Origin of the sequence: Alicyclobacillus herbarius DSM 13609 (assembly GCF_000430585.1) — a bacterium.
GTDB lineage: Bacteria > Bacillota > Bacilli > Alicyclobacillales > Alicyclobacillaceae > Alicyclobacillus_G > Alicyclobacillus_G herbarius.
In genome coordinates this window covers 31,105-57,924 of the sequence record NZ_AUMH01000019.1, presented here as the reverse complement: position 1 = coordinate 57,924, position 26,820 = coordinate 31,105, and the positions used below count along the sequence as shown (strand labels likewise).

Here is a 26,820-nt window from a genome sequence, read left to right as displayed (position 1 = left end):
GGAGGGGTAGGTATGCTGAACCGGGTGATTCTGATTGGGCGGCTGACTGCGGATCCTGAATTACGCTATACGAATAGTGGCACTGCGGTGGCCTCGTTTACGTTGGCGGTCGACCGTATGCGCAGCAACCAGAACGGAGAGCGTGAGACCGACTTTATCAACATCGTCGTCTGGCAGAAGCAGGCTGAAATCTGTGCGCAATACCTGCACAAAGGCAGGTTGGCGGCGGTGGATGGTCGTCTGCAAATCCGCAGCTATGAAAACCGCGAAGGGCAGCGCGTGCGCGTCGCCGAGGTCGTGGCCGAGACGGTGCGTTTTCTGGATCGCGGCAGTGATGGAGCCCAGCTGTCCAATCGACCGGCGGCTGCGGCGGCCATGGGGAATCGTCCGTCACCTCAGCGTACACCCAGCTTTGAGGATGATCCGTTTGCCGATGATAGCCAGATGATTGACATCTCGGATGATGATTTGCCGTTTTAACGGTTCAAGAACGCCATGGGCTAAGCCTGTGGTTGGAAGACGGGGGTGAAGACGAATGCCGCGTAGAGGTCGTGGTGGCAAGCGGCGCAAGGTTTGCCAGTTTTGTGTGGACAAGATTGACCAGGCAGATTACAAGGACATCGCTCGCCTGCAAAAGTTTTTGACGGAGCGCGGGAAAATCCTGCCTCGGCGAATTACGGGCAACTGCGCGCGTCATCAGCGTCAGGTGACGGTGGCCATCAAGCGGGCGCGCCAGGTGGCGCTGCTACCGTATACAACCGAGTGATGACGAGTTCGTCGGACTGAATGCCGTGTCTTGAAAGCATGGAGACAGGGTTCTTTTCTGGGGGCTGTCTGAAAACCCATCGGGAGGTGGGTGGGGACAGCCCCTTGTCTGTTTCGCGGGATTTCGGCCTGCAGCAGGGTGCTGTAGCAGGATTTCGTTCGGGAAAGGTGGAAATAAAACAAGAATTGCGGCTTTCAGGGAACGACCCGGAAGGAGGGTGTGGCGGCGACGATGGAACCTCACATGCAAATCGCCCGTCGAATCCGCTCCATTGAGTCTGCAAAGATTGAACTGCTAAGACGTGTTGCGGACCTGTTTGAAGGTCTGCAGATAGGAGACGAACGCATGCTCTCTCAATCGCTGGCCGGCCTGATTGGTACCGCGTATGTCATCGGGCAACAGGTCGGGATCTCGCCTAGTCAAATGGATGAGGAGGTTCTCCGCCAGCTTCCCCGTACCACGACAGCGAACGCGGCCGACTTGACCGAATTAGATCCTGTACGCCGCCACTTTCATGCGCAGGGGTGAGGGTATGAACCGCCGCGCCACAGCGGCTCGGGAGCACGTGTGGGCGGGGGGCTGGTTTGTCGGATTGATTGCCTTGACGCTCAGCCCACTGGGCCCGACGGCGGGCGTTTGGCTGTTTCCTGTTCCGCTGGCGATAATCTACTGTCTGAATTCCTTAGGCCCGGTTCTCGGATTGGCTGCCATTGCCGGTACAGCCCTGTTTGTGGCTGGAACTGGATGGCTGGCGGTCTTATTCAGCGTTTGGATGACCGCGGTCGCCGTCATCTTGGGCGACGCCCTAAGCCGACGGGAGTCCCCGTACTTTGCTTGGATTGGCGCCACGCTCTGTGGCACGATGTTGGAGCTCGGGATTCTCGCCGCATCCGGGGGAGGTGCGGAGGGCTTCTATGATACCTGGCGTGAAGAGTGGACGCGTTGGCTGGTTAACGCGGGGCCCGGGACGGGACTGTCGCGTGGAGAAGGGGCAGCGCTGATTGCCCATACCATTGCTTGGCTGCAGGTGATGCTGCCCGGCGTTCTTATACTCACGGCGTTTTTGGTCACGGCCTTGAACTGGAGTGTGTGCCGCTACGTACTGCGCCGGCGCGATCCGCCCGTTGGCATGCTGAGTGGCTGGAAGCTCCCGCGCTCGGTGGTCAACTTGTACTTGGCGGCCCTGGCCTTCTTGCTCTTGGGCATCTTTGGATCATCCACGTTGCTTGGACAGTTGGCGCACAACGTGGTGTTTCTCAGCGGGTTTTTCCTCGGTGTTCAGGGTCTGATTTGCCTTTGGAAAGGCGTATCCGGACGGCGTTGGCGGGCGTTATGGCTCGGGCTCTTGGTGTTGCTCGCGTCGGTTCGGTTAATCTCGGATTTTTACGTACTCGTCGGCATCTTCGATGTGCTTCGGACTCCGCGCAGTCCCAGCGTGTAACGTCTGCCATCGTTTTTTTGCGTGGCTAGCGATAGAATAAAAGGTGACGTGTAAGTGCGAGTCCGGAAAGGGCTTAAATGCGTGTCCGAAAAGGGAGTTCTGACCCCTCGTTGGGCAACCGCTAAAACTCGTTTCCGGACAACCTCTACAAGGGGGTACGGTGCTATGAAGGTTATTTTACTCCAGGACGTGAAGGCGCAGGGAAAGAAGGGGCAGGTCATTGAGGTCTCGCCCGGCTATGCGCGTAACTTCCTGTTTCCAAAAAAATTGGCCGTGGAGGCCACAGATAATGAGCTGCAGGCGTTGGCCGCCCGCAAGCAAGCAGAGGAAAAGAAGGCGGCGCAGGAATTGGCGGCGGCCAAACAATTGCAGTCGGAGCTGGATGAACGCAAAGTGGTCATCCGTACCCAGGCTGGGGAAGGCGGCCGCCTGTTTGGTGCCGTGACTTCGAAGCACGTGGCGGAGGCCTTGGCTTCGCTCGGATACAAGATTGATAAACGGAAGATTCACCTCCCGGAACCCATCAAGCACCTGGGGGCGCAGCGTGTGCAGGTTAAGCTCCACCCTGAGGTCGCTGCGACGATTGTGGTCTATGTTGAAGCGGATGCGTAACCGAGGTAGTGGGGGAGAACGGAATGCCTGAAACGGAAGCATCGGTGCCACGTGAGCGGATAGAGGACGCCAGTCTGCTGCGCCTGCCCCCACAGCACATTGAGGCCGAACAGGCGGTGCTGGGCGCGATGCTGATTTCGGCAGATGCCGTGGCAGAGGCGACCGAGTGGCTGGAGGCGGACGACTTTTACCGGCGTTCACACCAGTTGATTTTCGCGGCCATGCAGGAATTGTACGAGCAGGGCCAGCCGGTCGATGTGGTGACCACCACGGCGGCGTTGCAGGCGCACGAAGGGCGCCTGGAAAGCGTCGGGGGTGTGGAATACCTGGCGGAACTGGCAGGGGCCATGCCGACCGTTCTCCACGTCGCGCACTACGCGAGCATCGTGCGGGAGAAGGCGCTCTTGCGGCGCATCATTGCGGTGGCGCAGGAGATTGCAGAAAGCAGCTACAAGGCGGAAGAGGATGCGGGGGCGGTTCTGGCCGAGGCCGAACGGCGCATCCTGGAACTGTCGCAAAACCGCAAGGTACGAGATTTCACCCATATCAGTGATGTCCTTGATACGACGTTCGAGCGCATTGAGCAGCTGTATGCCAACGAAGGCAAGTTGACCGGCGTCCCGACCGGGTATAGCGAGCTGGATCGGATGACCAGCGGGTTTCAGAAGTCGGACCTGATTATCGTGGCGGCGAGGCCCTCGGTTGGAAAAACGGCCTTTGCCCTCAACATTTCGCAAAACGTGGCGGTTCGGGCCGGGCTGCCAGTGGCCATTTTCAGCCTCGAGATGTCGAAGGAACAGTTGGTGCAGCGCATGTTGTGTGCCGAAGCGTATATCGACGGCCACAAGCTGCGCAATGGCACGCTAGAAGACGACGACTGGCCGAAACTCTCGATGGGGGTCAGCGCGTTGGCCAACGCCCCTATCTACATTGACGACACACCCGGCATTACCGTGCCGGAGATGCGCAGCAAACTGCGGCGTCTGAAGTCCCAGGTTGGGCTCGGTTTGGTCACGATTGACTATCTGCAGTTGATTCACGGCCGCCGTACCAGCAGCGACAACCGCCAGCAGGAGATCTCCGAGATCTCCCGGTCCCTGAAACAGCTGGCGCGTGAGTTAGAGGTGCCGGTGATTGCGCTGGCGCAGTTGAGCCGCTCGGTGGAGCAGCGGCAAGACAAGCGGCCCATGCTGTCCGACATCCGCGAGTCGGGAAGCATTGAGCAGGACGCGGACATTGTCGCGTTTCTCTATCGGGATGATTACTATGACCCCGAGTCTGAGCGCAAAAACATCGTCGAAGTCCTGATTGCAAAGCAGCGCAACGGGCCGACAGGGAAAGTCGAACTGGTCTTCTTGAAGAACTATAATAAGTTTGTGAACTTAGAGAAAGTGCACAGTGAGTGATGGACGAATCCTTACCTGTATTGACGCGCAGGCAGCGGCAGGAACAGCTGCGCCGAAAACGCAAGCGGCAGCGGCGGCGCCGACGGCGTCGGCGATTGCGCCTTCAGACGCTGCGAGCGCTTCGGACGACTCGCTTTTGGATAAACGTCGGGTTTGTCTCCCTGGTGTTCGCCGTATTGGCGTTTTGGGCCCGGTTTGCGTATGTGTACCATGTGCCGGCGGAAGCCCAGACCGGAATACTCTCGCACGTGACGGCGTACATCACCTTAAAGCCCTGGTGGTTCGGGCCACCGACTTTTGACCTGGCGCGCTACGCGCAGGTGCCCGACACAACGGTGCAGGCGGCTAATCGGCTAGACCTACTGCTTTCCAACCTTGGGCCATTTCAGGCGATTGTGGAGCACCCGGACTTGGTTTGGGTTTGGTACTCCGACGGCAGCAGCGGTCCCGCCTAAAGGTCGTCCGGAAAGGGGTTAGAACCTCTTCTAACCGCCTTTCCAGGGATAGACCCATCGCAGGGGACCCGCTGTGAGGGGATTAGGTGTAACCGTTGCATTCCTTGATGATTTGTACGACTTCCTCGACTTTTTCCTCCGGACAGACCACGGTCAGCAGAAAGTTGCGCTCACCGCTGACGCTCGGTCCCTCGGCCGTATCGGCCATCCCGCTGGCGGACGGATCGGCCGCAAGGAGGACGGCGGCATCGCGCGAGGTGTCTGCCTGCAGGGTGAGGGAGGCCAGGCTTTGAATCTTACCAGCGATGGGAATCGGGCGGCCCTCATCGCCGAAGCCGCCAGTGTGGAGTTGCGCAACCTGGGTGGTCTTCACACCCAGCTTATGAATCCTATCTGCAGCCTGGTTGGCGTCACTTTCACTGAAGAATGAGGCCAAGACGGTACGTTCTTTCATCGTGTCACCTCTGCATCTGTAGTCTCGGCTGTGCCGGCAGCCATCTTGCTGTACGAAAGGGGCTCATCCACGTGGCAGTCATCCTGGTCGTTGAAGATGAAGAGCCGATTGCAAACATCCTCAAGTTTTCCCTGGAACGGGAAGGTTATGAGGTGGTGGTCAGCTACGACGGCGTGGATGCTGTAGAGCAGGCCAAGCGTCACAACCCGGACCTGATCTTGCTGGATTTGATGCTGCCGGAAAAGGACGGATTTGAGGTTTGCAAAGAGGTGCGGCAGTTCAGCATGGCGCCCATCATCATGCTGACGGCGCGCGACTCCGAGTTTGACAAAGTGGTCGGGCTGGAAATCGGGGCGGATGATTATGTCACCAAGCCGTTCAGCATCCGAGAACTGTTGGCACGGGTCAAGGCCAATCTGCGCAGGCACTGGCACGATGCGGGTACGCAGGCTGGCGACAAGCTGACCTTGGGGGATGTGGAGATTGACCTGGCGCTCTACGAGGTACGCCGGGGTGGGGAGCTCATTCCCTTGACACACCGGGAGTTCGAGCTGCTCGCGGTGTTGGCCGCGCGTCCGGGTGTGGTCTTTACGCGCGACCAGCTGCTCTCCGAGGTCTGGGGTTCCGACTATGCGGGGGATGAACGAACCGTGGATGTCACGGTGCGCCGCCTGCGGGAAAAACTCGAACAAGACCCGAGTCATCCAGAGTACGTGTTGACACGCCGCGGTGTCGGCTATTACGCGCGGAGGTAGGCGCATGTGGCGGAGCATACGCCTGAAGTTTGTGATTATCTACCTGCTTTTAATGCTGTTCACCTTGCAGCTGATTGGGGCGTATTTCGTCCGCACGCTCAACGCCTCCCTGGTACGTGGCGAGATGCGGAGTGTGCAGCGCCAGGCGTCGCTGTTGGCTGCGATTGTCAAGCCGGAGCTGAGCGTAGGGCCTAGGCACAATTCGGACAAGCCCGGAACAGATTCAACCTCCCTGCTCTCCGCCTTCCCGCAGCCCCAAGGCGGGGCGGTTTATCTCCTCAACAGCAAAGGTGTGGTTGAGGACACGTCGGCCGGCAGTGCCCTCGTCGGCCAAAAACGCATTGATTCCGTCGCGACGCAGGCCCTGGTCGGCCATAAATCCGTCTCGACCGTTCGGTACGACCCCATTGCACATCAGCATGTGTTGGCCGTGGCGGTGCCCCTGTTTGACGGAAAACGGTTCATCGGCATCCTGGAGGACGTGGTGTCGATTCAAAACACCTATACGACCATGCGTCAGGTGACAACCATCTTTTACACCGGCAGCGCTTTTGTCCTGGCTTTTACGGTCCTGTTGGGAATTGCCTTGTCTCGGACCATCTCTCGCCCGATTCAGGAGGTGACGCGCCAGACGGCGCGCATGGCCAACGGGGATTTCAGCCGTCGGGTGCAGGTTGTCAGCGACGATGAGCTGGGACAGCTGGGGCATGCGGTTAACGACTTGGCTGAGAAGCTGCAGACGGCGCTGTCGGAAAACCTGCGCGAGCGCGAGCGACTGCGCGCCATCATTACCTACATGGGCGATGGGGTGCTGACGTTCGACTCCCAGTTGAAGCCCGTTTTCGCGAACGACGCGGCCTTGCGCTGCCTGCCGCGCGGGGCTGAAGACGTGGCGCGCGCGGGCCAACTGCTGGGGCTGTGCAGGGAGTCACTCACTGCGCCGGGGGGAGAGTGGAACTGGGTGCGGGAATTGGATGGGGCTCTTTTGCACGTGCACGTGACGGCCATCCAACGCGGCGACGAGACGGACGGGTACGTGGCGGTGATTCGCGACGTCACCGAACAGGAGCGGCTGTACCAGAAACAGCGCGACTTTGTCGCCAATGTATCGCACGAGCTGCGCACCCCCCTGACGAGCATCAAGTCGTACCTAGAGGCATTGGCCGAACAGGACGACCTTGATGCCCAGACGCGGCGCACGTTTCTCGCGGTCTGTCGGCAAGAGGCCGAACGGATGGTCCGCATCACGCACGACTTGTTGCAGTTGTCCGGATTGGAAACGCGCGGCATTCACTACGTGGAGGGTTGGCTGGACGCGGCGGAGTGGCTGACCGCTGCCTGTCAGCGGTTGGAGATGCAGGCGAAGCGGCAGGGGGTCAGTTTGCACTTGAGACCGGTTCCCAACGTCGCCTTTCGTGGGGACCGTGACCTATTGGACCGAGTGCTTGACAACATCATCGGCAACGCCTTAAAGTATACCGCCGCCGGCGGGGTGGTGTTGGTCTCGGCGGCGAAACAGGAAGACAAACTGCGTGTGCTCGTCCAGGACAATGGCATTGGCATCCCGGAGGCGGACCTACCGCACGTGTTTGAGCGTTTTTACCGCGTGGATAAGGCGCGATCGCGCCGCAGCGGCGGAACCGGTTTAGGATTGGCGCTGGCGCGCGAGATCATCGACCTGCACGGCGGGGAGATTGGCATTGAGAGCGAACTCGGCCGCGGAACCAAGGTGTGGTTGACCTTGCCCTTGCCAGAGGGGGAGACGGCATGACGGTGCAGCGTATGAAAACGTGGGTGTTGATCCTGCTCGTCCTCATCAGCCTGCTCTTGAGCTACCAGCTCTGGCGCGGGGCGTGGCTGAACGACCCAGAACCGGGGTTATCCGCGCCGACGGTCCACCATGGGGCTCCTTATCCACAGCTCAGCCAGGTGACCAAGCCGCTGGAGATTGACGTGTTCAGCGAAAAGCGAAACGCGGCAGCCCTGATTCCGCCGGATTCGGCCGATTACCGGCAGTGGACGGATGTCCTCAAGAGCCTGCAGACGCAGCGGCTGCGGCACGAAACGGCCTCGCCCAGCACTGCGACAACCAGTGTCACATTCCCGTTTGGCCTGGAGTTGGAACGGACCGACTTATCCCGTTGGCTGCCCGCCTTGCGACTCTCCCCACTGGATGTTGCAGGGTCCGAGATTCAATTGTACCAGGCAGTGGTGGGTGGACCGGTGGAACTGGCGGTAATTTTTGGGGGTGACCGCTACAGCGCTCAAACGAATGTGGATCCCGCCCGTTTTCAACACCTGGTGGCTTTGGCCACGGCCCATTATCCGGCCCAGGTTTGGCGGGATGAGGCGGGCAATCAAACCCTGGTGCCTGTGCACGGGCGGACGATGCCACGCATCACGTGCGTCGTCTCCAAGCCTGCGCTTTTGCAGCTGGTGCATTCCTTCTTTGTTAACCCAGACGCGTTGACCCGGATTCAGGAAAACCGACACAGGGTGATTTGGACCGACGGGACGCGCGCCGTCCAGTGGGATACGGAAACAGGCGAATTAACGTTTGACGATCCGAACACGTCTTCGACCGCGGGCAATGGCGGTGAATTGCAGGCGGTTACGACTTATATCCGTGCGCACGGCGGCGCGACCCACGATGGGGTTTTGCTGAGTTCGGATGATCGCTCCCTGCCAGGGGTGCATGCCTACCAACTGCAACCTGTGTTTGCGGGATTTCGAGTGTTTGGGACGCACTGGACGCAGCAGGTGCAGGTCGAGAACGGCCATGTGGTGCATTATCAACGGCCCTTCGGAAACCTATTGGCGGAGAACATGAAGGATGAGGTCCGGGTGATGGGGGCGGACAGGTTGCGCGAGGTGTTGCAGCACCTGCAAGGCCGCGCACCGAAACGCGCGTTCACGGCTGTGCTCGGGTATTGGCCGGTGGCGGAGGGGGACAATCAGGTGGAACTTGAGCCCGCCTATGAGGTGATGCGGAACGGGGCAGTTATCGGCGTGATCGATGCCGTGGACGGCCAAGTTCTGGAAGGGATGAAGCAGGGGTGAACTGGGAGACGGCGAAAACCTGGCTGATTGGCATGTTTCTCATCTTAGACATCCTGCTTGGATGGCAGTACTTTTCCGCTCGGGCCGAGATGCGCGGGTACGCGGAGTCTTACCCGGATTTGTTGGCGAACACGCGAACGCTTTTGGCCGAACACAATTTCAGCCTGGCTACCAGTGTCCCGACAAAACGCCCGGACATGGCGCCCTTTTCTGCTCGAGTGGGCGGGGTCTCGCTGGCGGAAGCTGCGAAGGCGGCGTTTGCCGGCAAGCCGGCGCACCGCGCAAAAGATGGCGGCCTGGAAACAGCAGGCGGCCAAGTCAATGCGTTGGGGAAGGGGTCTTGGACGGTCGAATATACACACCCGGTGTCTTATGATGCCAAGCATCCGGAGCAGCTTTTGGACCGGATGGCGAGCGGGAGCGCCTACGCGTTCGACGGTGGCGCAGGAGAGCAAGATGTGCTGGTGTTTGACCAGTTGTACGGGGGGAAATACCCGATTTTCGACGCCACTATCGTGGTGGATGTGTCCGGCAAAGGGGCGATGACGGGGTACCAGCAGACGGTTCTGACCGACATCCATGCCACGAGCAATCCCAAGCCGATTATTTCTGCACTGGATGCGTTGAACAGCTTAGGGAATGCGGTGGACAATTCTGGACAAGAAAAGGATAATACGATTGTAGAAATCGATCTCGGGTATTTGAGCAGTCCGTCCGGGTCTGGGTCTGCGACGGGTGCGAACCACTATTGGTTTCCGGTCTGGCGGATTCTTACAGACACTGGAGTCTATTATGTCAATGCGTTTACGGGCGAGTTGAACATGTGACGTTCGCGAGCGGCCTAAGGAGGAAATGCGTTTGTTGGAGTTTAGTGTACTGGCGAGTGGCAGCTCGGGGAACGCCTTATACATACGTACGGCTGAAGTGAGGGTCTTGCTCGATGCGGGCATTAGTGGGCGGCAGCTGCGCGAGCGGCTGCGCGCGGCGGCGAGCGCCGATTGGGGAGAGTTGGACGCCGTGTTGGTGACACATGAGCATGTGGATCACGTACGCGGGCTGCGGCAGGTGATGAAGTCGTGCGCGGCCCCGGTGTACGCGACGGAAGGGACCTGGCACCAAGTAGCGGCCGGGTTGGAATCGGACTTAACCGATGCGGATCGTCGGCAGACGGTGCGCGCGGGTGAAGCGTTTGTGATTGGCGATCTAAAGGTGACACCGTTTGCCGTGTCCCACGATGCGGAGGAACCGGTAGCTTTTCGGTTTGACACCGGCGGAGAGAGCCTGGCCGTGGTGACGGATTTAGGTTACATGAGCGATGGCATCAAGGCGGTTATCCAAGGGTGCGATGCCTACGTGTTGGAGACGAATCATGATGTGGAGATGCTGCGGGCTGGACGGTATCCGTGGAGCGTGAAGCGGCGTATCTTGGGCGATAAAGGACACTTGTCCAACGAGGATGCGGCTTATGCGCTGTTGGACGTGTTGGCTGAGAAACCGACGCAGGTTTACCTGGCCCATCTAAGTCAGGAGAATAACCTGCCTGAGCTGGCGGAATTGACGCTGGCGAACACCTTGCGCGAACAGGGAATCGAAGTGAATGAGCACGTGACTCTCCATCGGACCAGCCGCGAACGACCGACGCCGCTCAGGCAATTGGCTTCGTTTCCGGCGCAGTCGGCCGCTTACATGGAATAGAGGTCGTGAAGGCAAAATAATATGGACGCCGAGGGAACGCCGGGCATGGTGCGGGGAGAGTTTCTGTGCGTTTCCAGGTTGGACCGTGAAAAGAAATCCCGACGAGATGAATCGGGATTTTGCTTTTGTCTCCGCATTCGGTACCATATGAGTTAACAGAACATCGGCGGATGTGAAAGAGTGCGTTGGGATTCATGGAAAGGCAGGGACGGAGATGGGCTTTTACAAGGACAGCGACGATTGGAACGCTCAGCGGAAGGATAGGCGAAGCGGGCTTTGGCGGTGGGCGGGCGTGGTTGTCCTTTCTGCGTTAGTGGGGTCTGCCGCGACGATGGCGCTGTATCCCAGCCTGCAGGGCCGGGATGTGATAACCACGACGGCGGACGCCGCGACGGAGAACCGCTCAGTGACACTGCCTGCTTCGGCGAATGTCTCGGTGAATGACGCCATCGTGGAGGCCGTTAAGAAAGCCAAGCCAGCGGTCGTCGGCGTGCTCAACTATAAAGAGGTATCCGATTTCTTCAGTCAGCAGACCAAACTGAAGGCGAACGATGTTGGGACGGGGCTGTTGTTTCATAAGGACAGCAAGTACGGGTATATCGTGACGAACAATCACGTGGTCGATGGCGGCGCGAAGGTGGAGGTTGTCTTCGAAAAAGGCAAGCATGTTACGGCACAGGTGGTGGGTACCGATGAGTTCACCGATCTCGCCGTACTCCGCGTGCCGATTAAGTACGTGAGTCATATTCAGCCCGCCCAGTTTGCGAATTCGGACAGCATTCAGGTGGGCGAACCCGCGATTGCCATCGGATCGCCCATGGGGTTGGACTTTGCGGACTCAGTGACGGCCGGCATTGTGAGCGCGAAGAAGCGGATTATGCCGGTACAGACTCCAGATGGCCAGCAGGTGTTGGACTACCAGGCGGTGATACAGACCGACGCGGCGATTAACCCGGGCAACAGCGGCGGACCGCTGCTGAACATCAACGGCCTGGTGATTGGCATCAACAGCAGCAAGATTGTCGATCCGACGGTGGAAGGGATGGGGTTTGCGATTCCTTCGAATGAGGTCAAGACCATCGCCGCCGAGATCATGGCAACCGGGCACGCGGAGCACCCAGCGCTCGGAGTTTCGGGGTACTCGCTGCGGGCAGTTCCGGAGCAGTGGTGGCCAGATGTTCCGGTCGACTACGGCATTTTGGTCCAGGAGGTGCAGTCCGAGTCGGCCAAGCAGTCCGGGCTGAAACCTGGGGATGTGATTGTAGCGATTAACGGGCACGCGGTGCAGACGATGCCCGACCTGCGCACCTACCTATTCCAGGCGAAGCCGGGTGAGACCGTGACGTTGACGGTGTATCGCGGACACAAGAAAATGGATTTCAAGGTGACGCTCGGCAAGATGGAGACGCCGAATACGACGGTTGGCGGTGCGAGCCAATCGAACGCGGGCGGGAACGATCCGTTCTCGATTCCGAGTGAATTCTTTAACTGAATGCGAGTGGGGTTACCGCTGTGCAAATGAGCGTGATTGCTGTTGGAAAGCTGAAGGAACGGTATTGGCGGGACGCGGAGGCGGAGTATGTGAAGCGCCTTTCCGGTTATGCACAGATACAGGTGGAAGAGGTGGCGGATGAGCCTGCAGGGGAGGATGCCGCGGAGGCCGAGCGGTTGCGCGTCCTGCGCGCGGAGGGGGCGCGCATCGAGCGCCGGCTGCGCGCGCGGGATGCAGTAGTGGCCCTGGACCGTAAGGGTAAGCAGTTCTCGTCGGAGGCGTGGAGCCAGACATATCAACAACTTGCGGCCGGAGGCCACGGACGTATTGTGTTTGTGATTGGGGGATCGCTCGGGTTGGCGGACACCGTGTTGCAACGGGCGGATTTGCGTTGGAGCTTTGGCCCGCTGACCTTGCCCCATCAGTTAGCCCGAATCGTACTCTTGGAGCAGGTCTATCGCGGCATTCGGATTGCGCGGGGGGAACCGTATCATAAATAAGGGGAGCCTTATTTTCGATTACGATTTTAGATTGCAGGTGTATGCGGGCGGGAAGGCCCGAAGCCTGGGGCCCTCTCGTTTCATGCTTGAACGAACGTCGGTTACGTGGTTGGGAAACCTTGGCAGAGCGTTCTTCGTTCCAATGTACGAGCCACATCAGTACATCCTCTTAGGACGACGGCTCCGCGTTGTAGAACAGCAAGAGGAGCCTTGTGGACCGCCGGTCAGTGGTTGTTGGAGTTGCGTGTGAGGGCGAGAACATGTCGAAGTAGGGGTGTTTCTGCGTTGATAGGTGAATTTGGGGGAAAATAACCAAATTGACGGAATATATGACCATGTCTTCAGCTACGCAGGGTGATACCATCTCCCATGGACTGAAAACGCGTGCATGGGAGGGACGCGAGGATGTGTCGTTTGAAGTGGGCCTTTCAGGGTGGTGCTGTGACAGCTTTAGTCCTGGGGACATCCTGGGTCGCGGGGGGAATGGCGAGAGCAGACAGCCCGACGCCGCAAGAGGCGGTGGTGACGGTGAACGCTTCGGCCCCGTTAACGCGGGTGCCGAAAACCGCACTGGGGGTAAACACGGCAGTCTGGGACGGGCACCTGACAGACAAGGATGTGCCGTCGATGCTGCGCAAGATTGGGGCCAGGATGCTTCGTTATCCGGGTGGATCGACCTCGGATGTGTATCATTGGCAGACGAACACGGTGGATTTTGGTGGTTGGGCTAACCCGAACAGCGGTTTTGATGCGTTTATGCGCGTGACTGAGGCGACCGGTGCATCGCCGATTATCACGGTCAATGGGGGTACTGGGACGGCGGCAGAGGCGGCTGCCTGGGTGAAGGATGCGAACGTGACGCACGACTATCACATCCGGTACTGGGAAATCGGCAATGAGTTGTACGGCAACTGGGAGGGGAATGGACATAATTTCAACGGCAATCCGGAGGGATACGCTGAGAAAGCGAGTCAGTTTATGAAAGCGATGAAGGCGGTCGATCCGTCTATTCAGATTGGTGTGGATTTGATTGCGCCCGGGACGGGGGACGATACCTGGAATGCTCGCGTGTTGGCGAAGTTAAGGGAACTAGGGACAGAGCCCGACTTCGGGATTGTCCACTGGTATCCACAGAATCCGGGCGGGGAATCGGATGCTGGGTTGCTGGCGTCGACTGAGATGATTGCCACGGTGATGGATACGCTGAAGCGGCAGTTAGGACATATCCCGGTGTTTGTCACGGAAACCAACAGCGTATCTTCCAACCCGGGCAAGCAGACAACGAGCCTGGTGAACGCGCTTTTCCTGGCGGATGATATGGCGGATTGGCTCCAGGCGGGCGCCGTGAACGTGGACTGGTGGGACCTGCACAACGGGATTGTCACCGCGTCGCAGGGTGCGAATATAGACCCCGGTCTGTACGGGTCGAGTTCGTTTGGAGATTACGGACTGTTGGCGAACGGATCGTCCGCGGATGGTATTAGCGAGCCGACGGCGAATACACCATTCCCGAGTTACTATGCGTACGAGTTACTGGCACGGATGGATAGGCCGGGGGCGACGCTGGTCGGAGCTGGCAGCAGTGACGCTGAGGTGGCAGCCCACGCGGCGAAGTTGCCAAACGGGGAATTGGTTGTGCTGCTGATTAACAAAGACCCAAACCGTTTGTACCATGTGAAGCTGCACCTGGAGGGGTACCGGGCCGAGGAATGGGCCACAGTGCTTAGCTACGGCGAGGGGAGTCACGGAATTGAGACGGAGCGGCTGCAGGATGCCGGGTTGGTAGAGCTGCCGCCGTACTCGTTGCGAGAGGTGATCTTGACTCCGCGGCATTGTGGAGCAGGGTATGGCGCGGGGGTGTCGGCGACGACAACGGTGAGCAGTCCGACGGTGAAACCGAGCTATACGGAGACGATTACGGCGCGATTTAAAGCGGTTCGAGCGCAGCTGCGGGGGGCGACGGTAAGCCTGGAGGTCTACAATCCGGCTGGAGAGCTGGTGGGCCGGAAGTTGCTCAACGGTGTCTCGCTGCATCCGGGGGATTGTACAGGTGCGGTGACGATGACGTGGGAGGCGCCGAACGTGCCGGGTACGTATACGGTGAGAGCGTTCGCGTTCAGTAGAGACGGGGTTGTTACGTATTTGGCGGATGAATCCGCGGGACAGTTTACTGTGACAGAGCCAGACCCGATTGTGCAGGGGGATGTGACGGTAAAGACGATGTTATCGGCGAGTACGGTCAAGGTGGGAACGCCGGTGACGGTTAGCACGACATACAAGAATACGTCGGATTCGCGTTGGCTAAGTAACGGGATACTGAACCAATACGTCTACCGCGACGGTACATGGGTCACCCAGTTTGCGAAAAACGGGACATTGGCGCCGGGCGAAACGGTGACGGAGACGGCAACGTTTACTCCGTCCTCTGCAGGAACATACACCTTTCCGGTGGGGCTGTTCACGAGCAACTGGGGCTTTCTCCAGTGGTTCGCGAATTCGGATGGCCCGACCTTGACAGTCACCGAATAGGGTACGGGTCTGTCTCTACGCCTTCTTCGTGTCTTTTCTCTTCTCCTCCGTTTTGTCGGTTTCCGGTTCTGTTAGCCGACCTGGGGCGCCCGGTGGGTCCTCCAGGTCGATTTGTTTCTGGGGATCTTTGTAGACAGAAATTCCAGATATGGTGTTTGATTCGGAATCTGTTCGTTCGGATGAGGGTTAAGAGTTAAAGTTTAAATGTTGGATGGTAAACTGTAGGATTTGAAGTTTGACGTTTGAACTCTAAAGTTCAAACGTTACTTGGGTAAACTTCTAAGACTTAAGGTTTAAATCCTAAGCTTTCAAGCTTCAATTTTTGCGTTGGCGAGCCGCCCAGAATCTCATATACTGTGAAAGTAAGAACTGTGGGTTGGAGAGGGGAGCGAACTTGGCGAAAAACGAAGCCGCAAACACGACGATTACGTTATCCATGGACAATGGCAGCAGCCACATCAAAGGAATCTACGACCAAATCGAGAACACGTTTATTTTCCCCAACGTTGTCTCGCAGCCGATAGGGGAGCGCTTCCTCTTAACAGAGCAAGGCAACCCGCTCGACTTTCTCGACGTGCAGATTACCTCTCCGGCTATTACCAGCGAACAGTACCGCCACGTATATGTCGGAAACCTAGCGATCGGCGACGAAGGTGTCGTGCATGAGATTGTCGGCGATAAGGCGGCCCAAAAGAAGGCGCAGCGACCAGAGACCATGGTCACTCTGCTGACGGGCGCCGCTTACGCGGTCGCGCGCAAGCACGAGGCGGAAATCCGGGCCGGTTTAAAGCGCATCAAGGCGCATGTGTACCTCGGCACGGGACTGCCCATCAGCGAGATTGCAAAGTTTCGTGCGGAATTCGCCGCCAAAATTACAGGTGGCGTTCATTCCGTAACCTTTGTCACCACGCCCGTCTACAAGGGCGTGACCGTAGAACTCGAATTTTCGCTGCCCGTTGACATTGGCATCGACGATGTCTCCGGTGTCTATGACATCGAGGCCACCTCGAAGTCGCCCTTGTCGCACAAAGGCTTCGGAATTGCCGACGTGGGCGGTGTCGATATGGATATTGCCTTCTTCCGGCCCGGTCTGGAATTGGATCAGCGCCATTCGACCGGGACGAAGATTCACCTCAATGATGCCCTGGAGAACATCCGCAACGAGGTCAACGCCCAGGGAGAAGAGCTCATCGCCAGCACCGCCGAGCTCACGGAAATGCTGGTCAACAAAGAATATGAGATCTACGCCGAAGGCAAGGTCGTCTTTGACATGACCGGCCTGGTCAACCGCCACATGCGCATCCTGGCCGAGAAGGTGCTCAAGTCAGCCCGCAACGCCTGGAAGCATGTCCGCTACGCCAATGAGTTCTGGTTTATCGGTGGTGGATCGATTGTGTTGCAGCCGTGGATTGAAAAACTCAACGCGGAGTTGGGTCTGCCACTGCGCTTCGACGCGGCCGAATACAGCCAATTCCGCAACGCCCGTGGAACCTTCCTGCTGTTGTCACACGCCCTGGAGACGATGCCGCAGGCGGCGGCCGCCGTTGAACAGACTTCGAGTGCGCCGGCAGCACAAAAAGAGGACGGGAAGGATGCGCATTGAGGAAACGCCGCTCCACGGTGTATGTCCGACCCGGCAAGGACATTACCCTCTACGTTCCGGCAGAGACGCCACCGGAAGTGATTGCCTACCTCAACCGTCTGAAGGATGAAGGAAATTTCAGCCAAGGTGTCATCGACATTTTGACGGAGTATGTGTTGTCGCACGGAGCGGAAACGCCAGAAACCGAGACTCCGGTCGCGGGTGCCTTGGAAGACGATGAGGATTTCGATTGGCCGCCGCGCGCCACGCGAACCGATGGCAGCGCGCCGGTCCATCCCGGGCCCGACACGGGGGCAGCGGCGGACGGATGGCCGGGAACCGGACCGCTGTCGGGATCTACCTCCCATATCCGCGCGTTTTCCAGAGACGCCGCGGCAACGGACCGTATGGGTGGCGTGCTGGATTCCCAAGACACGGGGGCTTCAGGTGAGTCAGCCGACGCCTCGGGGGTAGGGCCAGAAGATCACACAGAGCACACAGCGAATCCGGCGGGAGCGGCTTCATCCACGCCCCCGCCAGCTCCTGAGCGCAAAAAACTGAGCTTGGCGCAAATCTTTCGCCAGGCTCAGCGAAATGCAGGACGTTTGACGGACGGGTGACCGAAGGCCAGGGTCAAGTCTACGAGTACGAGTCTTTCTTCTTCATTTGTATCTGTCGAGTGTAAAGGTCTGTGTCGCCAACAGTTAGTCGGGCCCCGTCGAGATGTTCTACCGTACCAGGAGTACGTCCGCATCGGTGTGTTCAAGTACAGATTTGACGACGTTATTTCCCGGGGATTCCTGAGGCCGGTCTTCCATCGCCCCGCTGGGCGTGCGGGCTGATGACTTTTCCGGATACGGCAAGCAAGACCTGCATGGCTCATGCCTCCCGTTGATACGTCCGTCCTCCGCCGGGGCGGACGTAAGACTGGCGTGAAAGGAAATCGCGAGCACGACGTAAGCGCAAGTTGTTCGAATTTGTCTAAGGTTTTCTGCGTCGCCAGTCCGACGGCCTTAGGCAGTTTTCCGGGGGCGCGGGGCCAGTGGTGCTGGCCGGCTTCCACCGCGATGACGGATGCGGGCAGCCAGTTACTGTAGGTATGGAATGAGCCAATAATCGAGCCGGACCAAAACCGAGCTTCAGGAAAGACTGGTCCAAATCGGCCCTATCCTCGTCTGACCGGGTACCTCCGAAGTGGCGGCTTTACGTCCATATCTGCTCTACGTACACATCCGGTGCAAGTTGCGGCAGGCACAAAAGGACTGAACCTGGTGGCGAGGAATCAGGCTCAGTCCCGTGAAGCGTATGAAATTGTGAGTAGGAAGTGCAGCCCGTATCTTCAGTGCCGTTGGCGGATATACTGCAATTCCTCGGCAATGGCTGCTTTCTCGTCCTCAGACATGAGTCGGCTGGCCATAGGGAAGAGGTGGCTGTCTTCCTTGCCTAAGTGATTGAGCAGGGCGACGGTCAGGTCCTCAACCTTATCCCAGAGGAGTGCACGCAGGTGTTCGTCCTGTTTCTCGGTGAATGCGTTGAACAGGTCCTCCGCCTCGCCATGCAGGCGTCGAATGTGCGCATGCTCTTCAATCAACCGAGCTACCGGACCCACATCTGCCCCGCCGACGTGGACTGCCATCCGCGGAAACACGATGTCCTCTTCGGCCGTGAAATGATGACATAACTCGGCACTGACCACCTGCAGCGCGTGGCGAATAGCATCTAAATCCGGGTGTTCGCCCAGGTTCAGCAGCACCTTGCACAGTTGCACGTGGTCCTCGACCAAGGGCCGCAGTTCGGGTGTGATGCCTTTGACCAGTTCTGGGTGTTCATAGGCGTTCTGATGTTGAATCTGACGGGAACCCCGCGGAGACGGTCCGTCTTCGGCACCTTCCGACGGAGCAAGAACCAATAGTACGACACTCTTTTCCACGGCTTCGACTGCGTGCTCGACACCTGCTCCCACCGGCAGAAGGCTCGGTCCCTCGAGAAGGACCTGCTCATCGTCGACCGTGAAGACAATCTTTCCTGAGACAACCACGACGGTCAATGCCAACGGCGTTTTATGCCTTGTCAAACCCTGCCCCGGGTTGAGCGACAGCTGCACAAACCTGGCTTCTCCATGTTGTAGCAGGCTTTGCACCATCTTATCTTGAAACGCTAAAGACACACGCTGCATAAGCGAACCTCCTCGACCGCCCACGATTAACCGTAAAGACGGCCTTCACGAAGATAAGTACACCTTGCATGCTCAGTCTTGCACAGGCGACACATCTTCGTTGTGCGATCCGTCACGCCCCGACGCTTTCCCCCTGCTCGCGTCCGTTAACGGGCAATCAGCACGGGGCGATGGGCCCGATGCAGCACGCCGTGACTCACACTACCCAGAGAACGTAGGCCGGACTTCCCATGTGACCCCATAATAATCAGGTCGGCGTTGACCTCCTCCGCTATGTCGCAGATGACCTTTACCGGATAGCCAGTCGGCGACCGGAATGTCGCTCGTTCACCCACGTCGCCGAGCATTTGCAGGGTCTCCTCCCAAATCCGTTTGGCTTCTTCCTCTTGAGCCGCGAAGACTGTGGCGGGAATCGCCGCGTCTCCAGCGAAGACGAGCGGATCAATTGCATAAACGCCAATCAAACGGGCATCCGCAAAACGACTGAGTAAATCGCCGGCCCAAGCGACAGCCTTCTCGGACGCTTTCGATCCATCCACAGCCAAGACAAATGTTTTCATAAGTCTCCCCCCTAGGTTCCTCCCGTCAGGTCAACCGGTCTCATTTACGGCCAGGAACCTTCATCCGTTACACCTCCATCATGGCGGAAACGGACGTTTTTGTTCAGTTTCGGCCAGACCATCTTCGAAACGCACAATCGACTAGTCCGATAGGCCCCTGTCGTCCGGTCGGATCGGAACTCGCCACAAGAGCAGACCGTAGTCATACTTGTCCTTGATCTCGATGCCACGCGCTACAAGCGCTCGAAAAAACTGTTGTATGATAGTTTGTCCTGTTATATGATAGAGGTGATACACGACACGTTTCGGACTTGAGGCGCAGGGACAAATTCAGAGAGCACGATTCAGGGGGGACGGAGGATGAAACTGACGGTCACACCGGAAGCGGCTAGGTGGTTTCGGAGCGAACTGCAATTGCAGGACGGAGACGCGGTCCGGATTTTTGTACGGTACGGGGGCGGATCGGTCATCGAACCGGGGTTTGCCTTTGGCATCCGAGTCGAGGAGCCAAAGTCGGTCGCCGTGATGGTGGAGCAGGAAGGCACGCGTTATTTTATCCGCCGAGGTGATGCGGACTTCCTGGCGGAGCGTGACGTGCAGATTGCCTACAATCCCGCGCAGGACGAGATTGAGTTCGTCATCGGGCAGGCGTCCTAGTACACTGTGGTCTAACAAGCCGCAAGCAAAGGGTGGAGGGACTCCCTCCACCCTTATGTTTCGTCGGATTTTAAAACGTACCCTTCCCGCACTGCATAGGCTGCGGCCTGAACGCGATTGGCCAGGTGCAGCTTTTCGAGGATGCTGCGGATGTGGTTACGTACCGTGTTTTCGCTGATGTACAACGCGGCGGCGATTTCCCGGTTGCTGGCGCCGGTGCTTAGGTGGCGCAGCACCTCCATTTCCCGATCCGTCAGTCGGTCCACCCCATTTGGACCCCCGGCGGCTCGCTCCTCTGCGGAGTGGCTCGAATGCTTGGCGGGTGCGGACATCTCGGTAATGATGCGCATGGCCAAGTTGGCCGGCACGACCGGCTCACCGCGGCTGACCCGCAACACGGCATCCATTAACGAGTCGGGGCTGGCCGTCTTTAATACGTATCCGTCCGCACCGGACTTGATGGCTTCAAACAGCATCGATTCCGCCTCGCTGACTGTCAACATCAAAATCCGGACGCTGGGATAATCCGCCTTAATTCGGCGTGTAGCTTCCAGTCCGTCACATACCGGCATGTTGATGTCCATTAATACCACGTCCGGCTGCTGCTCGGCCACCATTTTCATTGCGACTTCTCCATTTTCAGCCTCAAGGACGCTTTGGACGTCTTCCATGTGGCTGATGATGGATTGTACCCCTTTACGGAACAACGTATGGTCGTCCACAATCAAAACCCGTAAGGACTTTGTATCCGGATGGCCCATCACCATTCATCCCCTTTCAGCGGCCGTCTGTCATAGGTCATGTATACGCACAAAAGGTTTTGCAGGCGCTCAGTGTTAATGCTACTGTACCGCAGGCGACTTGCTATGAATAGCTGAAAAGCGGTGATTTTAGAGGGTTCGCTCCAACTAGTTCAAACGGGTCATGACAACGGTTCTTCACAGACTTTCCGCTTTCTATAGGGTATAATCGACGAGAGCTCATCATGTACCGGCGCCACCGTTCCGGATTCTTACGGATATGTCAATCACAAATATTCGACACCCAAGAAAAGTGACACGGGGGGTAAGAGGGATGCTACAAGACGCCCTCAATAACCTGCAAAGTGCCCTGGATGCGCTGCTCACCATCAATCGGGCTTTGGACGCGACCTTGATTGTCGCGATTACGGATAAACGCGGCCGTATCACTTTTGCGAACCAAAAATTCTGTGATATATCCAAGTATACAAGAGATGAGCTGCTCGGGCAGACCCATCGCATCATCAACTCTGGCTATCATTCCAAAGCGTTCTTCAAGGACATGTGGCGCACCATTGGACGCGGTAAAATCTGGCGTGGGGACATCCGGAACCGGGCCAAGGATGGCTCCATCTATTGGGTGGATACGACGATTGTACCGGTCCTTGATGAGAACGGAAAACCGTATCAGTACGTGTCGTTTCGAGTGGACATCACCGAGCGCAAGCACGCCGAGGAGCAGCTACGGCGATTGGATCGTCTCGACGCAGTGGGGCAGTTGGCGTCCAGCATCGCCCACGAAATCCGCAACCCATTGGCGGCGATTAAGATGGCGCTGCAAGGGCTGCAAATGGACGCGAACACAGCCAACCAGGACGTGTTCCAGATGGTCGTTGCAGAACTTGATCGAATTGACAAGATTGTGGACCAGTTTATGTATCTCTCACGGACACCGGAGACGACGTTTCAGGCGATGGATGTGCGGCCTGTGCTCGATGCGGCGGTTGCCTTGATGAGCCTCCCGGCGCGCAGGCAAGGGGTGCGCATCGAATGGGTCAGCCCGGAACCGGTGGGTTGGGTACGGGCAGACGCCCACCAGTTGCAGCAGGTGTTCATCAACCTGCTGAAAAACGCGATTGAGGCAATGCCGGACGGCGGAACCATCCGTGTGCAGCTGTTCGCGAGACATGGTCAGGCGGTGGTGCGCATCCAAGACGAAGGCTGCGGGATACCGCCAGAGGCGTTGGAGCGGCTTGGCGAGCCGTTCTTGACGACCAAGCAGAATGGCACCGGTTTGGGGCTGACGGTCTCGTTTAAGATCATTCAGGAGCACGGCGGGACGATTCACTTTGACAGTCAGCCCCAGCAGGGTTGCACGGTGGAGATTCGCTTGCCGCTTCTGTCGGCAGCCTAACCTATGCGGGAAGCGGCCTCTGCTGCGCGGCAGGCAGCACGGTCAGCGGCGCCACCAACACCGCCTCACCACTGGACCAATCCGTTCGGGCGGGATCGACACGAAATCCATGTTTTCGCAACAGATTGAAACCCCTTCGGTTCTCCAGCAGGACGTGCACGATGGCCTTTCGATAACCGGTATCTCGGGCGCGCCGTTCCAGTTCCTCCAAGAGCAGACTGCCGATGCCACAGCCTTGCTCGGCATCGGCAACCAGAGCGGCGAGTTCGACCGATTCGGTGTCCAGTGCTTGATAGGACGCGACCCCAACCATATGTCCGTCCCGTTCGCAGACGAGACTCATGGCTGTACGTCCGGGCTCCGGAAGTAGGCTGTTCACCAGAGCCTCATCCTCCACGTTCACCAGCCGAAAGAAGCGCAAGTACAGGCTTTCCTTCGATTCATGCCGGAGCATTTCTTTCAATTTTTCTACATCCGTAGGGTCACCGCCGCTTTGGTGCAGCTCGACGATGTGTCCATTCGCAAGCGGAAAAACGCGGCATTTCGTCTCCCCCATTAGGTCTCTACCTCCTCGGCGGATAGGAGTCGAGTCCGGAGTTTGGCGTTTCGAATTCGGTTCTCATACATGGCTCTCACCTCAATCTGGTGCATTCAAGGATAGCCTACCCGATGCTCGGAAGTGCGGCATGACCGGATTGAGTGAACGGATTGGTCACAAAAGGACCGGTTGCATTGACTTCCCGTAGTCGAATCGGTAATGTGATTGGGCATCGGGAAGGACGATGTTTGATGACGCAATCGGACTACGTGTGGAACCGGTGCAGGAGCGGGCAGGTTATGTTTTACGCGGGAAATCATCCTTGCGGAGAACCGGCCTTGCGAAAAATCTCGGGTTTAAAGGAGCGATGGCCATGTCTTCCATGACCAGCGAATGGGACAAGGAGCAAAGCCGACTGAACACTGTCCTTTCCGAGATTGAGCGGCAACAGGAGGAGCTCGAACGGGAAGTCGGTAGTGTCACGACCGACATTGTCGAAATCCGCCGCAATTTTTGGGACGACGTGACCATCAATTTTGACGACATTGCCGATACCCTAGAAACCTACGCCAGCATCAAACAGCAGTCGGACATCCTGTCTGAACACGAGCGGCGGCACCGCTGGCTGGTGGCGAAGCTGCGCGCTTTGCGGCGGCTGCGGGAGTCTGCGTATTTTGGCCGCATCGACTTTCAGGAGCAAGGGGAGTCTGAGCCGGAATCCATCTACATTGGCGTGTCTTCGCTGCGCGACCAAGGCGGGGACGACTTTCTCATTTATGACTGGCGGGCGCCGATTGCCAGTCTGTATTACGACTATCCGCCCGGACCCGCGCAGTACGAGACGCCCGGAGGCACCATTCACGGCCAGTTGCACAAGAAACGGCAGTTCGTCATCCGTGGGGAGCGACTTGAGGGTATGTTCGATACGGATACGACGATTGGCGACGACGTTCTCCAAGAGGTCCTGGGCCGGCGCAGTGACGCTCAGATGCACAACATTGTGGCGACGATTCAGCGCGAGCAGAATCAGGCCATCCGGGATGAAGAGTCTCGCCTGCTGATGGTGCAAGGGGTGGCGGGCAGCGGCAAGACGTCGGTCGCGATGCAGCGTGTGGCGTATTTGCTGTACCGGTATCGGCGCCAGGTGCGGTCGGATCAGATCCTGTTGTTTTCCCCGAACGCTATGTTTAACGCCTACGTCCGCACGGTCCTGCCGGAACTCGGCGAGGAGGCGATGCTGCAGACCACCTACCACGAATACGTCGAGCATCGTCTTGGTGGCCGCTTTCGCGTGGAGAGCCCGTTTGCGCAACTGGAGTTTTTGTACTCTGGGCCGGCGCAGGAACGCCGACTGCGTTTGGCGAGCATCCATATCAAGAGCCAGCGGGCCTTCTTGCAGCACATGGATGCGTACATCGACGCTTTGGCTCGACAAGGGATGGTATTCCGCGACATTCGCTTTCGCGGGCAGGTGTTGCTTTCGGCAGCCGATGTCGAAGCTCGGTTTGCCGCCACGGATGCGACCTGGAAGCTGCCTCTGCGCCTGCGTCAATTGGCCCGCAGTCTGGTTGCCGAGGCCCGCGAGCTGGCGGAAAAGCAGCGGGGCGAAGCCTGGGTGGACGAGGAGCTGGAACTCCTCTCCGAGGAAGACTACCAGAAGGCCCACCGACAAGCGCAGCGCGAAAGTCGACGCAAGGTGCGGTTTGACGACTTCCAGCGCGAGGAACAAATTCTGCGCGACATGGTCATCCAACGCCATCTGAGAAAAACCCTCGCGCGCATTCGCCGCCTGGGGTTTGTCGACACCTTGGCAATCTACCGCCGTCTGTACGATCCGGAACACCCGCCGGCTTTTTTGTCGGCAGCGGAGGGCGATGCGTGGCGGGAGGTCTGTCAAGCGACATTGGGCGCACTGGCTGACAAACGGATGTGGCATGAGGATGCCACCCCGTACCTGTACTTGCGGGATCGACTGTTTGGCTTTCCGACGAATACGTCCATTCGGTTTGTCTTTATCGATGAGGTGCAGGATTATTCTCCGTTTCAACTGGCCTATTTGCAGCGGTTGTTTCCACACGCGCGGGTGACCGCCCTCGGGGATGTACACCAATCCATCTTTCCGCATTCCCACGGGGCGAACGTTTGGACAGAACTCGCACAGTTGTACGCGGAACCCGGCCCGGTACGGAAGCTGGAAATGTGGCGCAGTTATCGGTCGACGCGACCGATTGCGGAGTTTGCCCGGTCTCTTTTGCCGGATGGGGACAAGGTGCAGCCGTTTGCGCGCGAAGGGCGCCTGCCGGTGCTGACGGTGGTTGCCAACGAACGGCAACTCGTCGAGCGGCTGGTGCGATGCATCGAGGACCTGCGCGCTGCCGGACACCGCACGATTGCAGTGCTTTGCAAGACGGCGAAGGAAGCTGCTCTACTCTACACCGACCTGGCGCCCCGAACGGCGGTACAGCGCATCGACGAGCGCACCCACCGGTTTGAACCGGGTGTGCACGTGCTACCTGTGTATCTGGCGAAGGGGATTGAGTTTGACGCTGTGATGGTTCACCTCGGGCCGGAGGCGGACAACAGCGATGAGATGGAGCGTGGGCTGTTGTACACCGCCTGCACCCGGGCCATGCATGAGCTGCACGTGTTTTGCCTGGGCGAGCCCAGCCCCTTGCTAGCCCGCGTACCCGCATCTTTGTACGAACGGATCGATTGAAAGACATAGGCCACCTCGACTTAGATAAAGGTGGCCTATTCTCATTCTGCTGCATTGTTCGCTGTCGTTCCCTTCTCCTTCGCGACCTCTTCAACTCACCGTTTTCAACCCCCCATGCTGTCGGACTAGTTCAATCACATCACGGCGATTGGCTCCTGCCGCCTGGTCTGCTCGGGCCGCCGCAAATGCGCGGTTTGTGACTTATCCCCGCGTGCAGCGATTCCTATGATGAGACTGAAGCGCGTTGTGGCTGTACCACGAACGCGGGCTGAACACCTGTTGCACTGGTTTTCGTTACGGCCAAACGGATCATGAATGCGGAAAGGGGAGGAAAGGATGGATAGACGGCTCACACGTCGTCGGATAGGCAGGGCCGGGCTGGTCGCGCTGGCGGCCGCGCTGCTGTTGTCCGGATGTGGTCCGGAGTACATGGTGCTCAATCCGGCGGGACCAGTCGGGCGACAGGAGTTGCACCTGATCATCCTGTCGACGGTATTAGTATTGATTGTCATCATTCCTGTACTGCTGTTGATGCTCTACATCGTTTGGCGGTATCGGGACCGGCCGGATAACAAGGCGCCGTACCAACCGCACTGGGCAGAGAACAAAACCCTGGAATTAGTCTGGTGGGGAATCCCGATTGTGGTGGTGGGCATCCTCGGTGCCTTTACCATCAGGACCACATACGCCTTAGTCAAACCGCCGGAGAACAATGTCAAACCGCTCACCGTAGAAGTGGTGTCGCTGGACTGGAAGTGGCTGTTCCTCTATCCCAATCAGCACGTTGCCACGGTGAACTATTGCGAGATTCCGACCGGTGTTCCGGTGCAGTTTGAGCTCACCTCAGACGCGCCGATGAACTCTTTCTGGGTGCCTCAATTGGGTGGTCAGGAGTACACGATGCCCGGCATGGCGATGCGGTTGTGGCTGCAGGCCGATAAGGCGGGCACGTACTATGGTCACGGTGCCAACTTTACCGGGGAAGGGTTCGCGCACGATCAGTTCCGTGTGGTTGCGGTGAGTGACGACGATTTCAACGCCTGGGCGGCCAAAGTCAAGCAAAATGCTCCAGCCCTCACCAAGGCCGGGTACGCCAAATTGAAGCAGCCTAGCGTGATGGGCGAGGCCACGTATTCGGCCTTCCCGAACGGATTGTTTAATGCCACCGTGTGGGCGGACGGCGGCCAGTACATGCCGGGCATGCTTGACGATGTTCCAGGTGGCAAGTCGGCTTCAGGCATGGGCGATGGGATGTCTCATTCGGGAATGTAA

The 26,820-nt window shown here is 58.3% G+C and carries 26 protein-coding genes and 1 pseudogene; 22 read left to right on the top strand and 5 right to left on the bottom strand.

All coding sequences use genetic code 11. The annotated features are described in order from the left end of the window. The first annotated feature begins 12 nt into the window (after positions 1 to 12). From H522_RS0113140 to H522_RS19380, 7 genes are all read left to right on the top strand, one after another. Complete coding sequence (locus H522_RS0113140) at positions 13 to 480, top strand: single-stranded DNA-binding protein (RefSeq protein ID WP_026962678.1); 468 nt, start codon at positions 13 to 15, stop codon at positions 478 to 480. Positions 481 to 535: 55 nt separating this feature from the next. Next, the gene (gene rpsR / locus H522_RS0113135) at positions 536 to 766 is read left to right on the top strand and encodes a 30S ribosomal protein S18 (protein WP_026962677.1); all 231 of its coding nucleotides are present in this window, start codon (positions 536 to 538) and stop codon (positions 764 to 766) included. A gap of 219 nt (positions 767 to 985) precedes the next feature. Further along, complete coding sequence (locus H522_RS0113130) at positions 986 to 1,294, top strand: MazG-like family protein (protein ID WP_026962676.1); 309 nt, start codon at positions 986 to 988, stop codon at positions 1,292 to 1,294. Positions 1,295 to 1,298: 4 nt separating this feature from the next. After that, a complete protein-coding gene (locus H522_RS0113125) occupies positions 1,299 to 2,207 on the top strand; it encodes a DUF2232 domain-containing protein (protein ID WP_026962675.1) in 909 nt (302 codons plus the stop codon). A gap of 165 nt (positions 2,208 to 2,372) precedes the next feature. Then, positions 2,373 to 2,819, top strand: a complete 447-nt coding sequence (gene rplI / locus H522_RS19385) for a 50S ribosomal protein L9 (protein WP_035453896.1) — start codon at positions 2,373 to 2,375, stop codon at positions 2,817 to 2,819. 23 nt (positions 2,820 to 2,842) lie between these two features. Continuing rightward, positions 2,843 to 4,225: a replicative DNA helicase gene (gene dnaB, locus H522_RS0113110; protein ID WP_035453893.1), complete on the top strand. Its 1,383-nt coding sequence runs from the start codon at positions 2,843 to 2,845 to the stop codon at positions 4,223 to 4,225. Continuing rightward, the gene (locus tag H522_RS19380; RefSeq protein ID WP_155836431.1) at positions 4,225 to 4,680 is read left to right on the top strand and encodes a hypothetical protein; all 456 of its coding nucleotides are present in this window, start codon (positions 4,225 to 4,227) and stop codon (positions 4,678 to 4,680) included. The genes dnaB and H522_RS19380 overlap by 1 nt, the downstream gene beginning before the upstream one ends. An 82-nt stretch (positions 4,681 to 4,762) precedes the next feature. Here the strand turns inward: H522_RS19380 and H522_RS0113100 are convergent, their stop codons facing one another. Continuing rightward, positions 4,763 to 5,134 carry a hypothetical protein gene (locus tag H522_RS0113100; protein ID WP_026962672.1) on the bottom strand — a complete coding sequence of 124 codons (372 nt, stop codon included), beginning with the start codon at positions 5,132 to 5,134 and terminating at the stop codon, positions 4,763 to 4,765. 71 nt (positions 5,135 to 5,205) lie between these two features. On the opposite strand from H522_RS0113100, the gene H522_RS0113095 reads away from it, so the two are divergent. The 11 genes and pseudogenes from H522_RS0113095 to H522_RS0113050 all read left to right on the top strand — a co-directional run bounded on the left by H522_RS0113095 (position 5,206) and on the right by H522_RS0113050 (position 17,367). Continuing rightward, positions 5,206 to 5,889, top strand: coding sequence for a response regulator (locus H522_RS0113095; RefSeq protein WP_026962671.1), 684 nt, complete (start codon positions 5,206 to 5,208; stop codon positions 5,887 to 5,889). 4 nt (positions 5,890 to 5,893) lie between these two features. Then, positions 5,894 to 7,156, top strand: a pseudogene (locus tag H522_RS0113090) (histidine kinase dimerization/phospho-acceptor domain-containing protein); the annotation flags it as partial. 87 nt (positions 7,157 to 7,243) lie between these two features. Continuing rightward, complete coding sequence (locus H522_RS22560; RefSeq protein WP_420535261.1) at positions 7,244 to 7,660, top strand: sensor histidine kinase; 417 nt, start codon at positions 7,244 to 7,246, stop codon at positions 7,658 to 7,660. After that, entirely contained in the window at positions 7,657 to 8,949 is a 1,293-nt protein-coding gene (gene yycH / locus H522_RS0113085) for a two-component system activity regulator YycH (RefSeq protein WP_026962669.1), read from the top strand. Before H522_RS22560 ends, yycH begins: the two co-directional genes overlap by 4 nt. After that, positions 8,946 to 9,776 carry a two-component system regulatory protein YycI gene (gene yycI / locus H522_RS0113080; protein ID WP_026962668.1) on the top strand — a complete coding sequence of 277 codons (831 nt, stop codon included), beginning with the start codon at positions 8,946 to 8,948 and terminating at the stop codon, positions 9,774 to 9,776. The genes yycH and yycI overlap by 4 nt, the downstream gene beginning before the upstream one ends. A gap of 31 nt (positions 9,777 to 9,807) precedes the next feature. Continuing rightward, positions 9,808 to 10,644, top strand: a complete 837-nt coding sequence (locus H522_RS19375) for an MBL fold metallo-hydrolase (protein WP_245578115.1) — start codon at positions 9,808 to 9,810, stop codon at positions 10,642 to 10,644. A gap of 214 nt (positions 10,645 to 10,858) precedes the next feature. Then, the gene (locus tag H522_RS19370) at positions 10,859 to 12,136 is read left to right on the top strand and encodes a S1C family serine protease (RefSeq protein WP_051344255.1); all 1,278 of its coding nucleotides are present in this window, start codon (positions 10,859 to 10,861) and stop codon (positions 12,134 to 12,136) included. Between the two features lie 20 nt (positions 12,137 to 12,156). Then, the gene (gene rlmH, locus H522_RS0113065) at positions 12,157 to 12,636 is read left to right on the top strand and encodes a 23S rRNA (pseudouridine(1915)-N(3))-methyltransferase RlmH (RefSeq protein WP_026962667.1); all 480 of its coding nucleotides are present in this window, start codon (positions 12,157 to 12,159) and stop codon (positions 12,634 to 12,636) included. A gap of 405 nt (positions 12,637 to 13,041) precedes the next feature. Next, positions 13,042 to 15,165, top strand: coding sequence for a hypothetical protein (locus tag H522_RS19365; RefSeq protein WP_051344254.1), 2,124 nt, complete (start codon positions 13,042 to 13,044; stop codon positions 15,163 to 15,165). A 394-nt stretch (positions 15,166 to 15,559) separates the two neighbouring features. After that, positions 15,560 to 16,768: a ParM/StbA family protein gene (locus H522_RS0113055; RefSeq protein ID WP_026962666.1), complete on the top strand. Its 1,209-nt coding sequence runs from the start codon at positions 15,560 to 15,562 to the stop codon at positions 16,766 to 16,768. Continuing rightward, a complete protein-coding gene (locus H522_RS0113050) occupies positions 16,765 to 17,367 on the top strand; it encodes a hypothetical protein (protein WP_026962665.1) in 603 nt (200 codons plus the stop codon). Before H522_RS0113055 ends, H522_RS0113050 begins: the two co-directional genes overlap by 4 nt. Positions 17,368 to 18,086: 719 nt before the next feature. Here H522_RS0113050 and H522_RS0113045 read toward each other — a convergent pair. Next, the gene (locus H522_RS0113045) at positions 18,087 to 18,923 is read right to left on the bottom strand and encodes a hemerythrin domain-containing protein (protein WP_026962664.1); all 837 of its coding nucleotides are present in this window, start codon (positions 18,921 to 18,923) and stop codon (positions 18,087 to 18,089) included. A gap of 146 nt (positions 18,924 to 19,069) precedes the next feature. Further along, positions 19,070 to 19,483: a universal stress protein gene (locus tag H522_RS0113040; RefSeq protein WP_026962663.1), complete on the bottom strand. Its 414-nt coding sequence runs from the start codon at positions 19,481 to 19,483 to the stop codon at positions 19,070 to 19,072. A gap of 360 nt (positions 19,484 to 19,843) precedes the next feature. Here H522_RS0113040 and H522_RS0113035 point away from each other — a divergent pair, with 360 nt between their 5' ends. Further along, a complete protein-coding gene (locus H522_RS0113035; protein ID WP_026962662.1) occupies positions 19,844 to 20,140 on the top strand; it encodes a HesB/YadR/YfhF family protein in 297 nt (98 codons plus the stop codon). A 53-nt stretch (positions 20,141 to 20,193) separates the two neighbouring features. On the opposite strand, the gene H522_RS19360 is transcribed toward H522_RS0113035, so the two are convergent. Further along, the gene (locus H522_RS19360; RefSeq protein WP_035453890.1) at positions 20,194 to 20,901 is read right to left on the bottom strand and encodes a response regulator; all 708 of its coding nucleotides are present in this window, start codon (positions 20,899 to 20,901) and stop codon (positions 20,194 to 20,196) included. Positions 20,902 to 21,214: 313 nt separating this feature from the next. On the opposite strand from H522_RS19360, the gene H522_RS19355 reads away from it, so the two are divergent. Further along, positions 21,215 to 22,294 carry a two-component system sensor histidine kinase NtrB gene (locus tag H522_RS19355; RefSeq protein ID WP_051344253.1) on the top strand — a complete coding sequence of 360 codons (1,080 nt, stop codon included), beginning with the start codon at positions 21,215 to 21,217 and terminating at the stop codon, positions 22,292 to 22,294. A gap of 1 nt (position 22,295) precedes the next feature. Here the strand turns inward: H522_RS19355 and H522_RS0113020 are convergent, their stop codons facing one another. Then, positions 22,296 to 22,850 carry a GNAT family N-acetyltransferase gene (locus H522_RS0113020; RefSeq protein ID WP_026962661.1) on the bottom strand — a complete coding sequence of 185 codons (555 nt, stop codon included), beginning with the start codon at positions 22,848 to 22,850 and terminating at the stop codon, positions 22,296 to 22,298. Between the two features lie 226 nt (positions 22,851 to 23,076). Between H522_RS0113020 and helD the strand changes: the two genes are divergently transcribed. Together helD and H522_RS19350 are read left to right on the top strand one after the other, a co-directional pair. After that, positions 23,077 to 25,548, top strand: coding sequence for an RNA polymerase recycling motor HelD (gene helD / locus H522_RS0113015; protein ID WP_051344252.1), 2,472 nt, complete (start codon positions 23,077 to 23,079; stop codon positions 25,546 to 25,548). Between the two features lie 336 nt (positions 25,549 to 25,884). Next, positions 25,885 to 26,820, top strand: a complete 936-nt coding sequence (locus tag H522_RS19350) for a ubiquinol oxidase subunit II (RefSeq protein ID WP_051344251.1) — start codon at positions 25,885 to 25,887, stop codon at positions 26,818 to 26,820.

Bases quoted from the DNA above. Each gene is read 5' to 3' on its own strand.
- H522_RS0113140 (WP_026962678.1), top strand. From the start codon at position 13: ATGCTGAACCGGGTGATTCTGATTGGGCGGCTGACTGCGGATCCTGAA.
- rpsR (WP_026962677.1), top strand. From the start codon at position 536: ATGCCGCGTAGAGGTCGTGGTGGCAAGCGGCGCAAGGTTTGCCAGTTT.
- H522_RS0113125 (WP_026962675.1), top strand. From the start codon at position 1,299: ATGAACCGCCGCGCCACAGCGGCTCGGGAGCACGTGTGGGCGGGGGGC.
- rplI (WP_035453896.1), top strand. From the start codon at position 2,373: ATGAAGGTTATTTTACTCCAGGACGTGAAGGCGCAGGGAAAGAAGGGG.
- dnaB (WP_035453893.1), top strand. From the start codon at position 2,843: ATGCCTGAAACGGAAGCATCGGTGCCACGTGAGCGGATAGAGGACGCC.
- H522_RS19380 (WP_155836431.1), top strand. From the start codon at position 4,225: ATGGACGAATCCTTACCTGTATTGACGCGCAGGCAGCGGCAGGAACAG.
- H522_RS0113100 (WP_026962672.1), bottom strand. From the start codon at position 5,134: ATGAAAGAACGTACCGTCTTGGCCTCATTCTTCAGTGAAAGTGACGCC.
- H522_RS22560 (WP_420535261.1), top strand. From the start codon at position 7,244: ATGCAGGCGAAGCGGCAGGGGGTCAGTTTGCACTTGAGACCGGTTCCC.
- yycH (WP_026962669.1), top strand. From the start codon at position 7,657: ATGACGGTGCAGCGTATGAAAACGTGGGTGTTGATCCTGCTCGTCCTC.
- H522_RS19370 (WP_051344255.1), top strand. From the start codon at position 10,859: ATGGGCTTTTACAAGGACAGCGACGATTGGAACGCTCAGCGGAAGGAT.
- H522_RS19365 (WP_051344254.1), top strand. From the start codon at position 13,042: ATGTGTCGTTTGAAGTGGGCCTTTCAGGGTGGTGCTGTGACAGCTTTA.
- H522_RS0113045 (WP_026962664.1), bottom strand. From the start codon at position 18,923: ATGCAGCGTGTGTCTTTAGCGTTTCAAGATAAGATGGTGCAAAGCCTG.
- H522_RS0113040 (WP_026962663.1), bottom strand. From the start codon at position 19,483: ATGAAAACATTTGTCTTGGCTGTGGATGGATCGAAAGCGTCCGAGAAG.
- H522_RS0113035 (WP_026962662.1), top strand. From the start codon at position 19,844: ATGAAACTGACGGTCACACCGGAAGCGGCTAGGTGGTTTCGGAGCGAA.
- H522_RS19360 (WP_035453890.1), bottom strand. From the start codon at position 20,901: ATGGGCCATCCGGATACAAAGTCCTTACGGGTTTTGATTGTGGACGAC.
- H522_RS19355 (WP_051344253.1), top strand. From the start codon at position 21,215: ATGCTACAAGACGCCCTCAATAACCTGCAAAGTGCCCTGGATGCGCTG.
- H522_RS0113020 (WP_026962661.1), bottom strand. From the start codon at position 22,850: ATGGGGGAGACGAAATGCCGCGTTTTTCCGCTTGCGAATGGACACATC.
- helD (WP_051344252.1), top strand. From the start codon at position 23,077: ATGTTTGATGACGCAATCGGACTACGTGTGGAACCGGTGCAGGAGCGG.
- H522_RS19350 (WP_051344251.1), top strand. From the start codon at position 25,885: ATGGATAGACGGCTCACACGTCGTCGGATAGGCAGGGCCGGGCTGGTC.